15 protein-coding genes, 1 rRNA gene and 1 pseudogene are annotated in these 16,838 nt (G+C 56.1%); 13 read left to right on the top strand and 4 right to left on the bottom strand.

Going from position 1 to position 16,838, the window contains the following annotated elements; all coding sequences use genetic code 11:
• Positions 1–138 (bottom strand): 16S ribosomal RNA (locus tag IMQ56_RS17730); the annotation flags it as partial.
• A gap of 485 nt (positions 139–623) precedes the next feature.
• Between IMQ56_RS17730 and IMQ56_RS17725 the strand changes: the two genes are divergently transcribed.
• Positions 624–1,577: a nickel/cobalt transporter gene (locus IMQ56_RS17725; RefSeq protein ID WP_196064113.1), complete on the top strand. Its 954-nt coding sequence runs from the start codon at positions 624–626 to the stop codon at positions 1,575–1,577.
• 33 nt (positions 1,578–1,610) lie between these two features.
• Here IMQ56_RS17725 and proP read toward each other — a convergent pair whose 3' ends face one another.
• Positions 1,611–3,113: a glycine betaine/L-proline transporter ProP gene (gene proP, locus IMQ56_RS17720; protein ID WP_015570231.1), complete on the bottom strand. Its 1,503-nt coding sequence runs from the start codon at positions 3,111–3,113 to the stop codon at positions 1,611–1,613.
• 646 nt (positions 3,114–3,759) lie between these two features.
• Between proP and kdgT the strand changes: the two genes are divergently transcribed.
• Positions 3,760–4,752: a 2-keto-3-deoxygluconate transporter gene (kdgT, locus tag IMQ56_RS17715; protein WP_196064112.1), complete on the top strand. Its 993-nt coding sequence runs from the start codon at positions 3,760–3,762 to the stop codon at positions 4,750–4,752.
• A gap of 33 nt (positions 4,753–4,785) precedes the next feature.
• On the opposite strand, the gene IMQ56_RS17710 is transcribed toward kdgT, so the two are convergent.
• Positions 4,786–5,664 (bottom strand): diguanylate cyclase regulator RdcB family protein, encoded by an 879-nt coding sequence (locus IMQ56_RS17710; RefSeq protein ID WP_015570229.1) that lies wholly within the window; start codon positions 5,662–5,664, stop codon positions 4,786–4,788.
• Positions 5,661–8,015 (bottom strand): clamp-binding protein CrfC, encoded by a 2,355-nt coding sequence (gene crfC / locus IMQ56_RS17705; protein WP_023302944.1) that lies wholly within the window; start codon positions 8,013–8,015, stop codon positions 5,661–5,663. Before crfC ends, IMQ56_RS17710 begins: the two co-directional genes overlap by 4 nt.
• Before the next feature lie 591 nt (positions 8,016–8,606).
• Between crfC and IMQ56_RS17700 the strand changes: the two genes are divergently transcribed.
• From IMQ56_RS17700 to phnK, 11 genes and pseudogenes are all read left to right on the top strand, one after another.
• Positions 8,607–8,942 (top strand): zinc ribbon domain-containing protein YjdM, encoded by a 336-nt coding sequence (locus tag IMQ56_RS17700; RefSeq protein WP_003860206.1) that lies wholly within the window; start codon positions 8,607–8,609, stop codon positions 8,940–8,942.
• An 80-nt stretch (positions 8,943–9,022) separates the two neighbouring features.
• Positions 9,023–9,454, top strand: a complete 432-nt coding sequence (yjdN, locus tag IMQ56_RS17695) for a VOC family metalloprotein YjdN (protein ID WP_017694695.1) — start codon at positions 9,023–9,025, stop codon at positions 9,452–9,454.
• 173 nt (positions 9,455–9,627) lie between these two features.
• Positions 9,628–10,416 (top strand): phosphonate ABC transporter ATP-binding protein, encoded by a 789-nt coding sequence (gene phnC / locus IMQ56_RS17690; protein ID WP_032104776.1) that lies wholly within the window; start codon positions 9,628–9,630, stop codon positions 10,414–10,416.
• Between the two features lie 23 nt (positions 10,417–10,439).
• Positions 10,440–11,456: pseudogene (gene phnD / locus IMQ56_RS17685) on the top strand (phosphonate ABC transporter substrate-binding protein).
• A gap of 158 nt (positions 11,457–11,614) precedes the next feature.
• Positions 11,615–12,394 (top strand): phosphonate ABC transporter, permease protein PhnE, encoded by a 780-nt coding sequence (gene phnE, locus IMQ56_RS17680; protein ID WP_193042097.1) that lies wholly within the window; start codon positions 11,615–11,617, stop codon positions 12,392–12,394.
• Positions 12,395–12,414: 20 nt separating this feature from the next.
• A complete protein-coding gene (gene phnF, locus IMQ56_RS17675) occupies positions 12,415–13,140 on the top strand; it encodes a phosphonate metabolism transcriptional regulator PhnF (RefSeq protein ID WP_196064111.1) in 726 nt (241 codons plus the stop codon).
• Positions 13,141–13,593, top strand: a complete 453-nt coding sequence (gene phnG, locus IMQ56_RS17670) for a phosphonate C-P lyase system protein PhnG (RefSeq protein ID WP_045357889.1) — start codon at positions 13,141–13,143, stop codon at positions 13,591–13,593. It abuts the gene before it with no gap.
• Positions 13,590–14,174: a phosphonate C-P lyase system protein PhnH gene (phnH, locus tag IMQ56_RS17665; protein ID WP_003860219.1), complete on the top strand. Its 585-nt coding sequence runs from the start codon at positions 13,590–13,592 to the stop codon at positions 14,172–14,174. The genes phnG and phnH overlap by 4 nt, the downstream gene beginning before the upstream one ends.
• Entirely contained in the window at positions 14,174–15,238 is a 1,065-nt protein-coding gene (locus IMQ56_RS17660; protein WP_032646905.1) for a carbon-phosphorus lyase complex subunit PhnI, read from the top strand. Before phnH ends, IMQ56_RS17660 begins: the two co-directional genes overlap by 1 nt.
• Complete coding sequence (phnJ, locus tag IMQ56_RS17655; RefSeq protein WP_023302939.1) at positions 15,231–16,076, top strand: alpha-D-ribose 1-methylphosphonate 5-phosphate C-P-lyase PhnJ; 846 nt, start codon at positions 15,231–15,233, stop codon at positions 16,074–16,076. Before IMQ56_RS17660 ends, phnJ begins: the two co-directional genes overlap by 8 nt.
• Positions 16,073–16,828 carry a phosphonate C-P lyase system protein PhnK gene (gene phnK / locus IMQ56_RS17650; protein WP_015570221.1) on the top strand — a complete coding sequence of 252 codons (756 nt, stop codon included), beginning with the start codon at positions 16,073–16,075 and terminating at the stop codon, positions 16,826–16,828. Before phnJ ends, phnK begins: the two co-directional genes overlap by 4 nt.
• Positions 16,829–16,838: the final 10 nt, after the last annotated feature.

Genomic DNA, 16,838 nt, shown 5'->3' with positions numbered 1-16,838 from the left:
CAGGCAGTTTCCCAGACATTACTCACCCGTCCGCCACTCGTCAGCGAAGCAGCAAGCTGCTTCCTGTTACCGTTCGACTTGCATGTGTTAGGCCTGCCGCCAGCGTTCAATCTGAGCCATGATCAAACTCTTCAATTTAAAAGTTTGATGCTCAATGAATTAAACTTCGTAATGAATTACGTGTTCACTCGTTGAGACTTGGTATTCATTTAGTGTCCGAGGACATTAAGAATCCATGTCACTTTGAGTGCCCACACAGATTGTCTGATAAATTGTTAAAGAGCAGTTGCGACGCGCTTCAGCGCTCTGTCGCGAGGTGGCGTATATTACGCTTTCCTCTTTCAGAGTCAACCCTGATTTTCAGGATTTTTTCTCTTCAACCGACCGGGTTATCTGTGAAGTGATTCACATCCGCCGTGTCGATGGAGGCGCATTATAGGGAGTTCTCCGCAGGCCGCAACCGCTAAATGACAGAAAAATGACTGACTGCTGCATTCCACAGCAAAACCCCGCCTTATACCTTTTTACACACAGACTTATCCACAATCTATTGACGATCCCGGTGTGATCCAGCGATTTGAACACTATACTAGCGGCAAATATTTCTCTCGCGGGCCAACCTCATGACGACACAACGACTTCAACGTGACTGGCGTATCCCAACCGCCGGGCTCGCCGTGCTGGTGTTACTTATGGCAGGTTTTGCACTGCATACGCACTGGAATGCTTTTATTCAGTGGTGCCTCGCCACCCAGATCACCCTGCACCGATATCTGGTGATGTATCTGCTGCAACTTAATAATCATCAGTACAGCGGTGGGCTATGGTTGTTAACCGGTGCGTTTCTTTATGGTGTACTCCATGCCGTTGGACCTGGGCACGGCAAATTTATCGTCACCACGTATCTCACCACCAATAAAGAGAGCCAGCTCGCGGCGCGCGTCGTACCGTTTATCGGTAGCATGATGCAGGGCGTCAGCGCGATCGTCTTTGTCTTTATCCTGGCGGTTGGATTGAACCTCGCGTCAGGAGATATCAGCACCAGCCGTTGGTACGTCGAGAAAATCAGCGCCGTGCTGATTGCCATCTTCGGTGCGTTTATCATTTATCAGGCGCTCAGCAGCCTGCGTCCGCGCAAAATGGCGATTAGCGCCATCAAGCCGCTTCACCAGCATAATGAACGCTGTGGCTGCTGCCATCACGGCGTAGGGGTGGATCTGACTAAAAGCGACTGGAAAACCCGTCTGGGCGTGGTGCTGGCCATTGGCGCACGCCCGTGCAGCGGGGCAATTATGATCCTGATGTTCTCGAATGCGCTCGGTATTATTAGCTGGGGGATTGCTGCTGTGATGACAATGTCGCTGGGCACGGCGCTGTCGATTATGGGGCTGTCGCTGGCAGTACGTTACGCGCGTGAACGCACAGTAACCTGGTTTGGCGGCGGCACGTCCCTGAACTGGGTAATGCCGATGGTCAAAATTGCCGGAGGGGTTGTTCTGATACTGTTCGCGACGATCCTGTTCCTGACGGTGATCCCCGTCAGCGCCGGCGGCGACTATATTGCCGCAGGATGCTAATAAAAGAAAACCCGCCAGCGGCGGGTTTTTTTATCACTCGTTAATTCGCGGATGCTGATCGACAAGGCGAGAGCGTTTTGTCTGGAGCGCCTCAATCTCTGCGTCAATATCTTCAATCTTCTGCTCTACATTATCGTAGTGCTCACGCAGGATCTCTTTCGCTTCCTGAATATCAGACGCCGCAGGCGTTGCCCCTTTCAACGGACGATTCGCCGTCTCCTTCATGGTAATACCGGTAATCAGGCCGATCACCGCAATGACCATCAGATAGTAAGCAGGCATCATCAGGTTCTGCGTGCTCTCCACCAGTGAAGCAGCAAGCGTCGGCGTCAGGCCCGCAATCAGAACGGAGATATTAAAGGCTGCCGCCAGCGCACTGTAGCGAATATGCGTCGGGAACATTGCCGGCAGCGTAGAAGCCATCACCCCGATGAAGCAGTTGAGGATCACCGCCAGCATCAGCAGACCGGCGAAAATCAGCCCCAGCACATTGCTGTTAATCAGAATAAAGGCCGGGATTGCCAGTGCGAACAGGGCTACGCTGCCGAGAATAATGAATGGCTTACGGCCAAAGCGGTCGCTCAGCAGACCCATAATCGGCTGCACAAACAGCATACCCACCATGATGGCGATAATAATCAGCACACCGTGGTCTTCCGAGTAGTGCAGGTTATGCGACAGGTAGCTCGGCATGTAGGTCAACAGCATGTAATAGGTGACGTTGGTGGAAATCACCAGACCAATACAGGTCAGCAGGCTGCGCCAGTGTTTGGTCGCAATCTCCTTGAACGACACTTTCGGGCCATCCTGTAACCCTTCACGGTCACCCTGCTCCAGCTTTTCAACGTGCTGCTGGAACGCAGGCGTCTCTTCCAGGGCGTGACGCAGATAAAGCCCAATGATGCCCAGCGGCAGCGCCAGGAAGAACGGAATACGCCAGCCCCAGTCAAGGAAGTTCTCTTCACCCACTACGGTTGAGATCAGAACCACAACCCCCGCGCCCATGACAAAACCGGCAATCGAACCAAAGTCCAGCCAGCTGCCCATAAAGCCACGTTTACGGTCCGGAGAATATTCAGCGACAAAAATCGATGCACCGGTATATTCGCCGCCAACGGAGAAGCCCTGCGCCATCTTACAGATCAACAGCAGAATCGGCGCCCATATACCAATAGTTGCATACGACGGAATAAGGCCGATACAGAATGTACTTATCGACATGATGACAATGGTAATAGCCAGGATCTTCTGGCGACCATATTTATCACCCAGCATGCCGAAGAAAAGGCCACCGAGAGGACGAATCAGGAAGGGAACGGAGAACGTACCCAGCGCAGCAATCATCTGCAAGCTGGGATCGGCACCAGGGAAGAACACTTTACCAAGTGCATAGGCCACAAAGCCGTAAACACCAAAATCGAACCACTCCATCGCATTACCGAGCGAGGCCGCTGTAATCGCTTTGCGCAGTTTCGCGTCATCAATAATGGTGACATCGCGCAGCGTGATGGGTTTTACTTTTTTCCTTCTAAGCATAGCTTTCCTCGTAGACTCAGCCCTGTCCGTTTCACAGCGCATTTTGCAAGCTGTGAACCAGAGACCCGCTCCATGCGAATCTCCTTATTCAAGCGTAGCAGGTTTACTTACATTGACGTTTTACCTCAATACAACCGAACCTGTTGACGCCTGTCTGGGCAGTTAAAGACCTTTTTACCCTACCAGCGTTTATATATGTGATCAACTTCACACATATTTTTCCTGTTCGTAAGTTGCCTTCAGCTTTTGTCAATTCACGATAAATAAGGTCATTCTAAACCCCCTTATCAAACAGATCTTAACGCCCGTTATTATTCTTCCCCAAACAAAATGCAAGCACATTTCTTCACAGCGAATTTACACAAAATTCAATTATTAACAGTGGGCAATCCTGTTTACATTCAATATGTGACGAAGATAACTAAAACAGCGTTTTATTTTCATTGAATCACAATTCCAAAGATCGCATGATAAATCCGAACACGATATCCCAGCAGCTTTCAAATGAAGGAATGCTGAACACCTGAATTTCGCTCTACAGCATAAATAACGAATCGATTGGTCCCAAAAAAGGCAATCGTTTGAATTTGTTGATCTATTTTTTGAGCTTTCCGCCAGCCATGCGGACGAGATGTGAGGGTTAATGATGAAGATTAAAGCAACAATAGAACGCATCCCGGGCGGGATGATGCTGGTCCCGCTGGTACTTGGCGCGATATTAAATACGCTAGCCCCGAATACCGGTGCTTATTTTGGCGGTTTTACAAAAGGTATGATTACCGGAACGGTACCGATTCTGGCAGTCTGGTTCTTTTGCATCGGCGCATCTATTAACTTGCGTGCAACAGGTACGGTATTACGTAAATCAGGGACGCTGGTCATTACTAAAATTGCGGTCGCCTGGGTTGTTGCCATGATCTGTGCAATGTTCATTCCGGAGAATGGAATTCAGACCGGCTTCTTCGCCGGATTATCTGTTCTGGCCATAGTCTCAGCAATGGATATGACCAACGGCGGTCTCTATGCCAGCCTGATGAATCAATATGGCACCAAAGAAGAATCGGGCGCGTTCGTGCTGATGTCCATGGAGTCGGGTCCGCTGATGACTATGTTGATTCTGGGTTCTGCCGGCCTTGCCTCTTTTGAACCACACCATTTTGTCGGGGCGATCCTGCCGTTCCTGATTGGTTTTGCGCTGGGCAACCTCGATCACGATCTGCGTGATTTCTTCAGCAAAGCCACCCCGGTACTGATCCCGTTCTTCGGCTTCGCGTTGGGCAATACCATCAACCTGAACGTGATTCTGGAAACCGGTCTGCTGGGCATTGTGCTGGGTGTTGCCGTCATCGTCATCACGGGTATTCCACTGATTATTGCAGACCGCGTCATCGGAGGCGGCAACGGAACCGCGGGCGTGGCCGCCTCTTCGGCCGCAGGCGCTGCGGTAGCCAACCCGGTTATTATCGCCCAGATTAACCCGGCCTTTGAACCCGTGGCCGCTTCCGCCACGGCTCTGGTTGCCGCCAGCGTGATTGTGACGGCAATTCTGGTCCCTGTCATCACGGCACTGTATGCCAGACGCTTTGGGCATGTGCCTGAGTCCCGGACAGAACCTGAAGCGGTAGAAATGCACCACTAACCCTTTCGCCCCCTCCTTAAAAAGAGGGGGCAATCACGTACCAAATATCTCTTCCACCATGCCATCCACCAGCCGTTTTGCCGAACAGAGTCTCGGCATTCCCAGCGCGACCGTTTGCCAGCTCTGCGTCACTGACCAGCTCACCGGATGTTTATCCGCCTGACACCAGTCCCCCAGCCAGCCCAGCATATCTTTATAATCAATCAGACCGGGAGAAGCGGGCGTCGTCAGCCACTGATGGTAAAAATGCCGGGTGGTGGGAGAAGCATTAATTCCCTGTGCCAGATAGTTTGCGGCCATGCTGCGCAAATTATCTTTCAGCATGGCCGCCACATCGCTATTCGCCAGACGACAGGCATCGCCAAACGCCCCCCAGCGCAACTCCTCCAGCACGATAAAGCAGCGGCCAGCCAGCGACCAGCCGTCATACTGCCCGGCTCGCCAGCGGGTAAAAATTTGCTCGCTGTGCTCACCCGCCTGAACCGTAAGGCCGCGCTGCGCGAGCGCTTTCTCTTTATAGGCGGCACGCTGGTTGAAATGTGAGGAGAGCTCTTCGTACTGTTGCAACAATCCGGGCGGTTGAGGGAGGCGTGGATTCACCTGCTGGCGCAGGGCTACCAGCCTGTCGGACATACGGGTCAGCGCAAGGTGTCCGGGGTCGAGCATACCGGCCAGTTTCTCCGCCAGACCCAGCCGCAGCGCTGCATTTTCGTTGAGCATTCCCGCCATTGCCCACGGCCGCAGCCGGGTCTGCGTAATGATCTCCTGCGTCAAACGCTCACGAAATTGCAGTTGCTGTGGCCCCAGGAGGGAGTGACGTGCAGCATCCGCCCCCTGGACCAAATCGACCATAAATTTTGGATGAATACACTCCAGCGTCCGCCCGGGACCGTCCAGTAGCTGTGTTGTCATGGTTGCTCTGCCGCGAATAAGGTTTGAATATCATCGCGTAACAGTCGGGTATCTTCCTGAATCCACGCCGCAGTAGTCATACTTTGCTTCAACAACTGGCTAAGCGCCCGGGTTGAATGTTCATTCTGCTGCCGCACGGCAAGGCTATCACGCAAGCTTTCCTGTAACCCGGTCAGGCACAACGAAAACTCTGCAAAGAACGTTGCCATACCTGCCGTAACAGAGACATCGACCTGCGCGGCCAAAGCTTTACGTATTTGATCGCAAAACTGATCGATATGTTGCGTAAATTTGCCATGAAGCTGAACGATGTCGATGACATAGCGTGTGCGCGTCACGACATACTCTTCCCAGCCCCAGCCGGGATTATTGAGCCAGCGCGAGACGGTATTACGTACGCTGCCTGCCCCTGCTGGCTGACTGGCGGGAGGGGTGTCCTGCACAATGGCATCATTAAATAAGCCGCGCGTATTGAAATTAAGCTGGTTTGCCTGAAACGCCGGGAAGCTAATCCGCGCCCGAAATCCGGCATGACTGAGCTGCTCCTTAATTCGCGTCTCGATGGGTCGCATCGCCTCATTCAACGATCGGGCGAGCGTAGACTCCAGCTGATCGAAGCGTAACGCCAGCTCCCGGCCAATTCTGCTCTGCGCATTCAGCATAATCTGCTCGCATGACGATCGGATCTTGCTCAGGACAATCTGCGCCTGCCCTTCATCGTCAAGCACCAGCTGCTGGATCGCATCCGCGTCGTCTGCACGCAAACTGGATGGCTCGCGCCCTGCTAAATCAAGAATAGACGGGCGGCTAAAAATGTCGCCCAGCGCCTGGTGAAGTTCACCTTTCTGGCGAAGCAGGAATGCATCCGTTGCGTTAAGCGCCTCTTCAACTTCATGCTGGACCTCATCGCTCACCACGCTCTGCCGCTGACGCAGCATCGTCATATCCTCTTCCAGGCGCGCAATATTCAGCTCCAGCTCATCAAAAGCGACCGTCAGTCCCTGATGGCGAAAATCCAGGTATTCTCTGGCATTTTGCGCATAGTTCAGCAGCTTATGCGATGCCGACCGCAAAGCGAACAGCGAGGCGTTGGCGTAAGCCGCGTAAATCAGTTTGCGGATGGGCTGTTCGAACAGCGAATCCTCCCACAGCAGATCCGCCGCATGGCGAATATGGTCAATATCGTCCAGGTCGGCCGTTCGCCAGCGGCGGCCCAGCGCGGCCTCGGCAAAATCCTGTACCCAACGCTGATCCTGATGATCGGGAAGGCGCCCATGAACGTTCATCTCATAGCGGGCGCGGTTTGCCAGATAGGCCCACATAGAAGAGACCGGATAAATTTGCCCCGGAGAAATATTCCCTTTCATCAGCGTGCCGGAAATCATCGCCCGCACCTGCTCTTCATCATCGCTGTTACGATCTTTCTGATCGAATTTGTTGACCAGGGCGTAAAGCGGTACGGATTTCCCGGCAGCCGAAATTGCCTGACGAACCTCCGCATCAGAAATAGATTTAAGCTGTGTATAGTCCATCACCGCCAGCACGGCGGAGGCGCGCGCCAGCTGCTCGCTGAGCATTTTTTGCAGGTGCGGCTGACCGGCCTCGTTCGGCCCCGGCGTGTCGAGCAGCGTCAGTTGCCCCAGGTGCGCATCCAGACCGGCGAGATGCACAAACTCCACCTCAATCACCGGAATATGTTCTATCGCGGCATACTCAGAGAACGGAAACTCCACGCCCAGCGCCTGAGACAGCCGCACCAGATCGTTCAGGCTTTTCAGACAATGAAAGATGGGCTCCGCGCCAAGGTGATGTTTTTCAAACGCCTCACCTCTTTCTATGCGCTCCAGCAGCGTATTCATGTCTTTGTCGATTTCCAGACGCCGCGCCAGCTTGCCGCGATCTTTATCGCACAGTTTTTTCTGCAACTGGGTAATCAGGGTATCGATGGGCGAAACGTGCAAAAAATGCAGCACCGGCTCCTTCTGGCCCGGCGTATGGCGGATCAGCGTGGGAAGTGCCGTCATCGGACGATTGCGGTTCGGCAGCACTTCCGTGCCCACAATCGCATTAATGGTGGTCGATTTTCCCGCTTTCATGGTACCCACAATCGCCAGCACCATTTCGAGGCGGGTTATTTTGCGTAATTCGTTATTCAGCATCGCCTGCTGAGCGTCGACACCCCGTGCGCTAAAATGTAACGGCAAAACGTTGTTATTAACGCCGCTCATCGCAGCGGCTGTGCTATCCAGCTTTGCAATCGGCATAGATTTTAATGAATCAAGATTGTTCAGAGCGAGCTGTAACAATCGTTCAGCTTCCTGGCTTAATTCAAATATGGTCTGTGTGTGCATGATAAAAGCCTTCCCTTAACGCAAATTTATTACTTTTATTAAGCCACGATGTTTTAATTATACTTTTCAGGCTTATATGATCACGTATGGAAAACATGTTCATTTAATACAACTAACTGAAGATAATGAGAATTTAAAAACCACCCTCGTAATACGTGTAAAACATCCCCTGGCCAGAAAGCCAAAAGTGAATAGATAAAACGCATTTTCAGGAAACATCAGGATATATCATCGTTATTTACCCACCAAAAAAGAGAGGTATTCCCTGGCCCCAAAAGATGTATGGCGTCAGAAGAGGATAGATAAATAACGGCTTGTTCCTTCACCTTATCCGAAATGGCACAGCGTAGCAATTTGCTGTAATAAAATATTCGATACATTTAGCATGATTACGATCTCTGCCGTTCAGGGCTTAAGATTCCCTTAATTCACTGACAGTTCGTGTCATCGCTTGCGCATTTATGCGCTATTTTTATAAAACAATATCACCGACAAAAGTGGGGATTTGCGTTATACTCGCTGCCTTTTTCGGCACACTGCCGTCATTTAGCTGGCGTTTTCCAGCGTGTTAACACTTTTGAGGATACCAACATGCAACTTCCACACTGCCCGAAATGCAATTCTGAATACACCTATGAAGACAATGGCATGTTCGTTTGCCCGGAATGCGCCCATGAATGGAACGATGCGGAGCCTGCACAGGACAGCGATGCGCTGATCGTGAAAGACGCAAACGGCAACCTGCTGGCAGACGGCGACAGCGTTACCGTTGTGAAAGATCTGAAGGTAAAAGGCAGTTCCTCCATGCTGAAGATCGGCACTAAAGTCAAAAATATCCGTCTGGTTGAAGGCGATCATAATATCGACTGCAAAATTGACGGCTTCGGTCCGATGAAACTGAAATCTGAGTTCGTGAAAAAGAACTGATTGACCTGCCCGGTGGCGCTTCGCTTACCGGGCGTTCGGGAACTACACTTAACGGGCTTTTCTTACGTGAGGTAAAGATTATGCCGTTAAGTCCCTACATCTCTTTCGCCGGCAACTGTGCGGAGGCGACCGCCTTCTATCAGCAGGCCATCGGCGCAGAACTCCTCTACAAAATCACCTTCGGCGAAATGCCCAAAGACGAAAACAGCGAAGAAGGCTGTCCGTCAGGCATGAACTTCCCGGATACCGCCATCGCCCACTCTAATGTCCGCATTGCCGGCAGCGATATCATGATGAGCGATGGTCTGCCACCCGGTAGCAGCACGCAGTACGCCGGATTTACGCTGGTGCTCGACACGCAGGACGTGGATGAAGGCAAACGCTGGTTCGACAACCTCTCTGATGGTGGCAATGTCGAAATGGCCTGGCAGGAGACTTTCTGGGCGCACGGATTCGGGAAAGTCACCGATAAATACGGCGTGCCGTGGATGATTAACGTCGTTAAATCGTAGGCCACATAAGCGCAGCGCATCCGGCAACAGCGCCCGGAGACGCTGCGCTGACCGGGCCTGCGGTGATTGTCATCAAACTCCCCTCAACTCTTCAAACTCCCGCAACCAACACTTAACCTGAATGTCATATTGATGCGCCAGCATGAGGCCACATTTATCGTGAGGCCCGGCACATGCAAACTGTCATTCGCGTCGAGAAACTGAGCAAAACCTTCCATCACAACAAGGCGCTGCATGCCGTTGATCTGACCGTCCAGCAGGGCGAAATGGTGGCGCTGTTGGGGCCGTCTGGTTCAGGTAAATCAACCCTTCTTCGTCACTTGAGCGGCCTGATTACCTGTGACAAAACGCCGGAAAGCCGCGTCGAACTGCTGGGTAACACCGTGCAACATGCGGGGCGTCTGGCGAGCGATATTCGCAAAAGCCGCGCCCAGACGGGCTATATCTTTCAGCAGTTCAACCTGGTGAACCGCCTGACCGTGCTCGAGAACGTGCTGATTGGCGCGCTCGGCAGCACCCCGTTCTGGCGCACCTGCCTGCGCTGGTTCTCCCCATCCCAGAAGCAAGAAGCCTTACAGGCGCTGACCCGCGTCGGCATGGCGCATTTCGCCCACCAGCGCGTCTCCACGCTCTCCGGCGGACAGCAGCAGCGCGTCGCCATCGCCCGCGCCCTGATGCAGAAAGCCAAAATCATTCTGGCCGATGAACCTATCGCCTCGCTGGACCCGGAATCGGCCCGCATCGTGATGGAAACCCTGCGCGACATCAACCAGAACGACGGCATCACCGTGGTGGTGACGCTGCATCAGGTGGATTACGCCCTGCGCTACTGCGAGCGCATCGTCGCCCTGCGTCAGGGCAATGTGTTCTTCGATGGCGCAAGCCACCAGTTTGATAACGAACGTTTTGATCATCTCTACCGCAGCGTAAACCGCGTCGAAGAGCGCGCGCAGGCTGCTTAACGTCCCCATAACGAGGAATGGACATGAACTACAAAGCCGTTGCCGCGCTGGCCTTCACCAGCATGTTCAGCATCAGCACCCTGCTAAGCCCTGCTTACGCTGAGGAACAGGAAAAAGCGCTGAACTTTGGCATCATTTCAACGGAATCACAGCAAAACCTGAAGCCGCAGTGGGAACCGTTCCTGAAAGATATGGAAACCAAACTGGGGATCAAAGTAAACGCCTTCTTCGCCCCGGACTACGCGGGCATCATTCAGGGAATGCGCTTCAACAAAGTGGACATCGCCTGGTATGGCAACCTCTCTGCTATGGAAGCGGTAGATCGCGCGAACGGCCAGGTCTTCGCCCAGACCGTTGCGGCAGACGGCTCCCCGGGCTACTGGAGCGTGCTGATCGTGAACAAAGACAGCCCGATCAACAACCTCAACGACATGCTCGCCAAACGCAAAGAGCTGACGTTTGGTAACGGCGACCCGAACTCCACTTCCGGCTTCCTCGTCCCTGGCTATTACGTCTTCGCGAAAAACAACGTCTCCGCCAGCGACTTTAAGCGCACGGTCAACGCCAGCCACGAAACCAACGCCCTGGCCGTGGCGAATAAGCAGGTTGACGTCGCCACCAACAACACTGAAAACCTCGACAAGCTGAAGACCTCCGCGCCGGACAAGCTGAAGGAAATCAAGGTTATCTGGAAATCGCCGCTGATCCCGGGCGACCCGATCGTGTGGCGCAAAAACCTCTCCGAGAGCACCAAGGACAAGGTCTACGACTTCTTTATGAACTACGGCAAAACGCCGGAAGAGAAAGCGGTTCTGGCGCGTCTGGGCTAGGCGCCGTTCCGCGCGTCCAGCGATTTGCAGCTGGTGCCGATTCGCCAGCTGGCGCTGTTCAAGCAGATGCAGGGCGTGAAGGATAACAAGGGTCTGAAGGAAGAAGAGAAGACCAGCAAAGTGTCGGAAATTCAGGCGCAGCTGGACGATCTCGACCGCATGACCGCCGCGCTCGGTGCCATGACCAGCGTGAATAAAGCGGTGCAGTAACTTACGTCCCCTCTCCCTTGAGGGAGAGGGTTAGGGTGAGGGGGAAATGCGCACGCTGATGCCCTCACCCCGGCCCTCTCCCACAGGGAGAGGGGGAACAGATCGTAGGCCGGATAAGCGTAGCGCCATCCGGCACACAAAGACCCGCGGAGTAAAACATGCAAACCATCACCCTCCCGCCGCCAAAGCGCAGCTGGTTCTCGCTCATAAGCTGGGCCGTTCTGCTGGCGGTGCTGGTTATCTCCTGGAAGGGCGCGGAGATGGATCCGCTGCTGCTCTTCAAAGATTCCGGCAACATGGCGACCTTCGCCGCCGACTTCTTCCCGCCGGACTTCAGCCAGTGGCAGGACTACCTCAGCGAAATGGCGGTCACCCTGCAAATTGCCGTCTGGGGCACCGCGCTTGCCGTCATTCTCTCCATTCCGTTTGGCCTGATGAGCGCCGAAAACATCGTGCCGTGGTGGATCTACCAGCCGATGCGTCGCCTGATGGACGCCTGTCGCGCCATCAACGAAATGGTCTTTGCGATGCTGTTCGTGGTCGCCGTCGGCCTGGGTCCGTTCGCGGGCGTGATGGCGCTGTTCATCCACACCACCGGCGTGCTCTCCAAGCTGCTCTCCGAAGCGGTTGAAGCCATCGAGCCCGGCCCGGTGGAAGGCATCCGCGCAACCGGAGCGAACAAAATCGAAGAGATCCTGTACGGCGTCCTGCCGCAGGTGATGCCGCTGCTCATCTCCTACTCCCTGTACCGCTTCGAGTCCAACGTTCGCTCCGCCACCGTGGTCGGCATGGTGGGCGCAGGCGGCATTGGCGTCACCCTGTGGGAAGCCATTCGTGGTTTCCAGTTCCAGCAAACCTGCGCCCTGATGGTGCTCATCATCGTCACCGTCAGCCTGCTGGATTTCCTCTCTCAACGTTTGCGTAAGCACTTCATCTGAGAAGCGAGGCTTTGATTTGTATGCACTTATCCAGACATCCGACCAGTTACCCCACCCGCTGGCAAGAGATTGCGGCAAAGCTCGAAGTGGAGCTGCGCACGCACTACCGCTGCGGAGACTACCTGCCCGCCGAGCAGCAGCTTGCCGACCGCTACGAAGTGAATCGCCACACCCTGCGTCGCGCCATCGATCAACTGGTGGAGCGCGGCTGGGTCCAGCGCCGTCAGGGCGTCGGCGTGCTGGTGCTGATGCGTCCGTTCGACTACCCGCTCAATGCCCAGGCGCGTTTTAGCCAGAACCTGCTCGATCAGGGCAGCCACCCCACCAGCGAAAAGCTGCTGTCAGTCCTGCGCCCCGCCTCCCGCCACGTGGCGGACGCGCTGGGGATTCAGGAGGGCGACAACATCGTTCACCTGCGCACGTTGCGCCGGGTGAACGGCGTGGCGGTCTGTCAGATCGACCACTACTTCGCGGACCTCACCCTCTGGCCCGTGCTGCAACATTTCGCCAGCGGTTCCCTGCATGATTTTCTTCAGGACGCGACGGGTATCGCGCTCAAACGCACCCAGACGCGCATCAGCGCCCGCCGCGCGCAGGCGAAAGAGAGCAAGGTGCTGGAGATCCCCAACATGGCCCCGCTGCTCTGCGTGCGCACCCTCAACCACCGTGACGGCGACGTCAACGCAACGGAATACTCCGTCAGCCTGACCCGCGCCGACATGATTGAATTTACCATGGAGCACTGAATGCACTTCGACACCTCCACTCGTCAGCGCTGGATGCGCGTGCTGGCCCACAGCCAGCCTGATGCGCTGGCTGCCCGCATGAGCACGCTCGGCCTGACGCCGGACTACGACACGATCCGCGCGCCGGAGATCGGCCTGGTGCAGATCCAGGCACGCATGGGCGGCACCGGCGAGCGCTTCTTCGCCGGCGATGCCACCCTCACCCGCGCGGTGATCCGCCTGAAAAGCGGCACGCTGGGCTACGGCTACGTACTTGGGCGCGACAAAACGCACGCCGAGCGCTGCGCAGCGATCGACGCGCTTTTACAGGAACAGCCGCATTTTCAGACGTTAATGGAAACCCTTATTGCCCCGCTGGAAGCCGACCGCGCCGCACGCCTTGCCGCGCGTCAGGCCGAAGTGAATACCAGCCGGGTCGACTTCTTTACGCTCGTTCGCGGAGACAACGCATGACGCTTCAACCTGCTTTTACCCTGGCCGTCCAGGATGCCCAACAGAGTTTCCGTCGCCTGCTGAAAGCCATGAGCGAGCCGGGCGTCATTGTCTCGCTGCATCAGCTCTCCCAGGGCTGGCTGCCGCTGAACCTCGCCTCGACCAGCGTGCTGCTGACCCTGGCGGACAACGACACCCCGGTATGGCTGTCAGGCGCATTGCTGAACGATATCGCCAGCCAGAACCTGCGCTTTCACACCAACGCGCCGCTGGTCGAGCAGCCCCAGCAGGCGGTCTTCGCCGTGGCCGACGAGCAAATCAGCCACGAACAGCTTAACGCCCTGAGCGAAGGCAGCGCCGTCGCACCAGAAACCAGCGCTACGCTGATTTTGCAGGTCTCCAGCCTGAGCGGTGGCCGCATGCTGCGCCTGACGGGTGCAGGGATTGCCGACGAGCGGATGGTCGCCCCCCAGCTGCCGGAGTGCATCATTCATGAGCTGACCGAGCGCCCGCATCCGTTCCCGCTCGGTATCGACCTGATCCTGACCTGCGGCGAGCGCCTGCTGGCGATCCCGAGAACCACTCACGTGGAGGTGTGCTGATGTACGTTGCCGTCAAAGGGGGCGAGAAGGCGATCGCCGCCGCCCATGCCTTGCAGGCGCACAGACGCCGGGGGGATGACGCCCTTCCCGAGCTGAGCGTCGCCCAGATTGAACAGCAGTTAAACCTGGCCGTCGACCGCGTGATGACCGAAGGCGGCATCGCGGACCGCGAACTGGCGGCGCTGGCGCTGAAACAGGCCAGCGGCGATAACGTGGAAGCCATCTTCCTGCTGCGCGCTTACCGCACTACGCTTGCGAAGCTGGCGGTTAGCGAGCCGGTGAATACGGCGGAAATGCGATTAGAGCGCCGTATTTCTGCGGTGTACAAAGATATTCCTGGCGGCCAGCTGCTTGGTCCGACCTACGACTACACCCATCGCCTGCTGGACTTCACTCTGCTGGCGAACGGTGAAACACCGCAGCTCAGCGTCTCTGACGCTGAACAAGACGCCTCCCCGCACGTCTTTAGCCTGCTGGCAAACCAGGGGCTGGCGAAGGCGGAGGAGGACACCGGCAGCACACCGGATGACATCACCCGCACGCCGCCGGTCTATCCCTGTTCGCGCTCGTCCCGCCTGCAACAGCTGATGCGCGGTGACGAAGGGTATCTGCTGGCGCTGGCCTACTCCACTCAGCGCGGCTATGGGCGCAACCACCCCTTCGCGGCAGAGATCCGCAGCGGTTATATCGACATTGAAATCGTGCCGGAAGAGCTGGGTTTTGCGGTGAACATCGGCGAACTGCTGATGACCGAGTGCGAAATGGTCAACGGTTTTGTCGCGCCAGAGAATGAAGATCCGCACTTTACCCGCGGCTACGGGCTGGTGTATGGCCTGAGCGAGCGCAAGGCGATGGCGATGGCGCTGGTTGACCGTGCGCTCCAGGCGCCGGACTACGGCGAGCATATTGCAGGCCCGGCACAGGACGAAGAGTTCGTGCTGGCCCACGCGGATAACGTTGAGGCCGCCGGCTTTGTCTCGCACCTCAAGCTGCCGCACTACGTCGATTTCCAGGCCGAACTGGAACTGCTGAAACGCCTGCAACGGGAGCGCGCCAATGTCTAACTTAAGCGGCTACAACTTTGCCTATCTGGACGAACAAACTAAACGCATGATCCGCCGCGCCATCCTGAAGGCAGTGGCGATCCCCGGCTACCAGGTGCCATTCGGCGGCCGCGAAATGCCAATGCCCTACGGCTGGGGCACCGGCGGTATTCAGATCACCGCCAGCGTGATCGGCGAAGCGGACGTGCTTAAGGTCATCGACCAGGGGGCAGACGACACCACCAACGCCGTGTCGATCCGCAACTTCTTTAAGCGCGTAACGGGCGTTAATACTACCGAAAAAACCGAAGACGCGACGCTGATCCAGACCCGTCACCGCATTCCGGAGACCCCGCTGACTGAAGATCAGATTTTGATTTTCCAGGTGCCGATCCCGGAGCCGCTGCGTTTTATTGAGCCGCGGGAAACCGAAACCCGCACCATGCACGCCCTGGAAGAGTACGGGATCATGCAGGTCAAACTGTATGAGGACATCGCCCGCTTCGGCCATATCGCCACCACCTACGCCTACCCGGTGAAGGTGAACGGCCGCTACGTGATGGACCCGTCGCCGATCCCGAAATTCGATAACCCGAAGATGGACATGATGCCCGCCCTGCAACTTTTTGGCGCCGGACGTGAAAAACGCATCTACGCCGTACCGCCGTACACCCGTGTGGAGAGCCTGGATTTTGACGATCACCCGTTTACGGTGCAGGAGTGGGACGAGCCGTGCGCCATCTGCGGTTCGAAGCATAGCTATCTGGATGAAGTGGTGCTGGACGACACGGGCAAACGGATGTTTGTCTGCTCCGACACCGATTACTGCCGCCAACAGAGCGAGGCGAACAGCCAATGAAACCGCTGCTTTCGGTTAATAACCTGACTCACCTTTATGCGCCGGGCAAAGGCTTTAGCGACGTGTCGTTTGAGCTGTGGCCGGGCGAAGTGCTGGGCATTGTCGGCGAGTCCGGCTCCGGTAAAACCACCCTGCTGAAGTCCATCTCCGCGCGCCTGACGCCGCAGAATGGCGACATTTTGTATGAGGGCGTGTCGCTGTATGGCATGAGCGAAGCCGATCGCCGCCGCCTGCTGCGCACCGAGTGGGGCGTGGTGCACCAGCACCCGATGGATGGCTTGCGCCGCCAGGTGTCGGCGGGGGGCAACATCGGCGAACGGCTGATGGCCACCGGCGCGCGCCACTACGGCAACATCCGCGCCACGGCGCAGCACTGGCTGGAAGAGGTTGAAATTCCCGCCTCGCGCATCGACGACCTGCCGACCACCTTCTCCGGCGGCATGCAGCAGCGTTTACAGATTGCCCGCAATCTCGTCACCCATCCGAAGCTGGTGTTTATGGATGAACCGACCGGCGGGCTGGACGTCTCTGTGCAGGCTCGCCTGCTCGACCTGCTGCGCGGCCTGGTGGTGGAGCTAAACCTGGCGGTGGTGATTGTCACCCACGATTTAGGCGTCGCGCGCCTGCTGGCGGACCGCTTGCTGGTGATGAAGCAGGGTCAGGTGGTGGAAAGTGGGTTAACCGACCGCGTGCTCGACGATCCCCATCATCCGTATACCCAGCTGCTGGTGTCGTCCGTATTGCAGAACTGAGGGCGCGGTT

Source organism: Enterobacter sp. Res13-Sevr-PEC09-46 (assembly GCF_015672585.1).
Taxonomy (GTDB): domain Bacteria; phylum Pseudomonadota; class Gammaproteobacteria; order Enterobacterales; family Enterobacteriaceae; genus Enterobacter; species Enterobacter hormaechei_C.
This window is presented reverse-complemented; position numbering and strand designations above follow the sequence as displayed.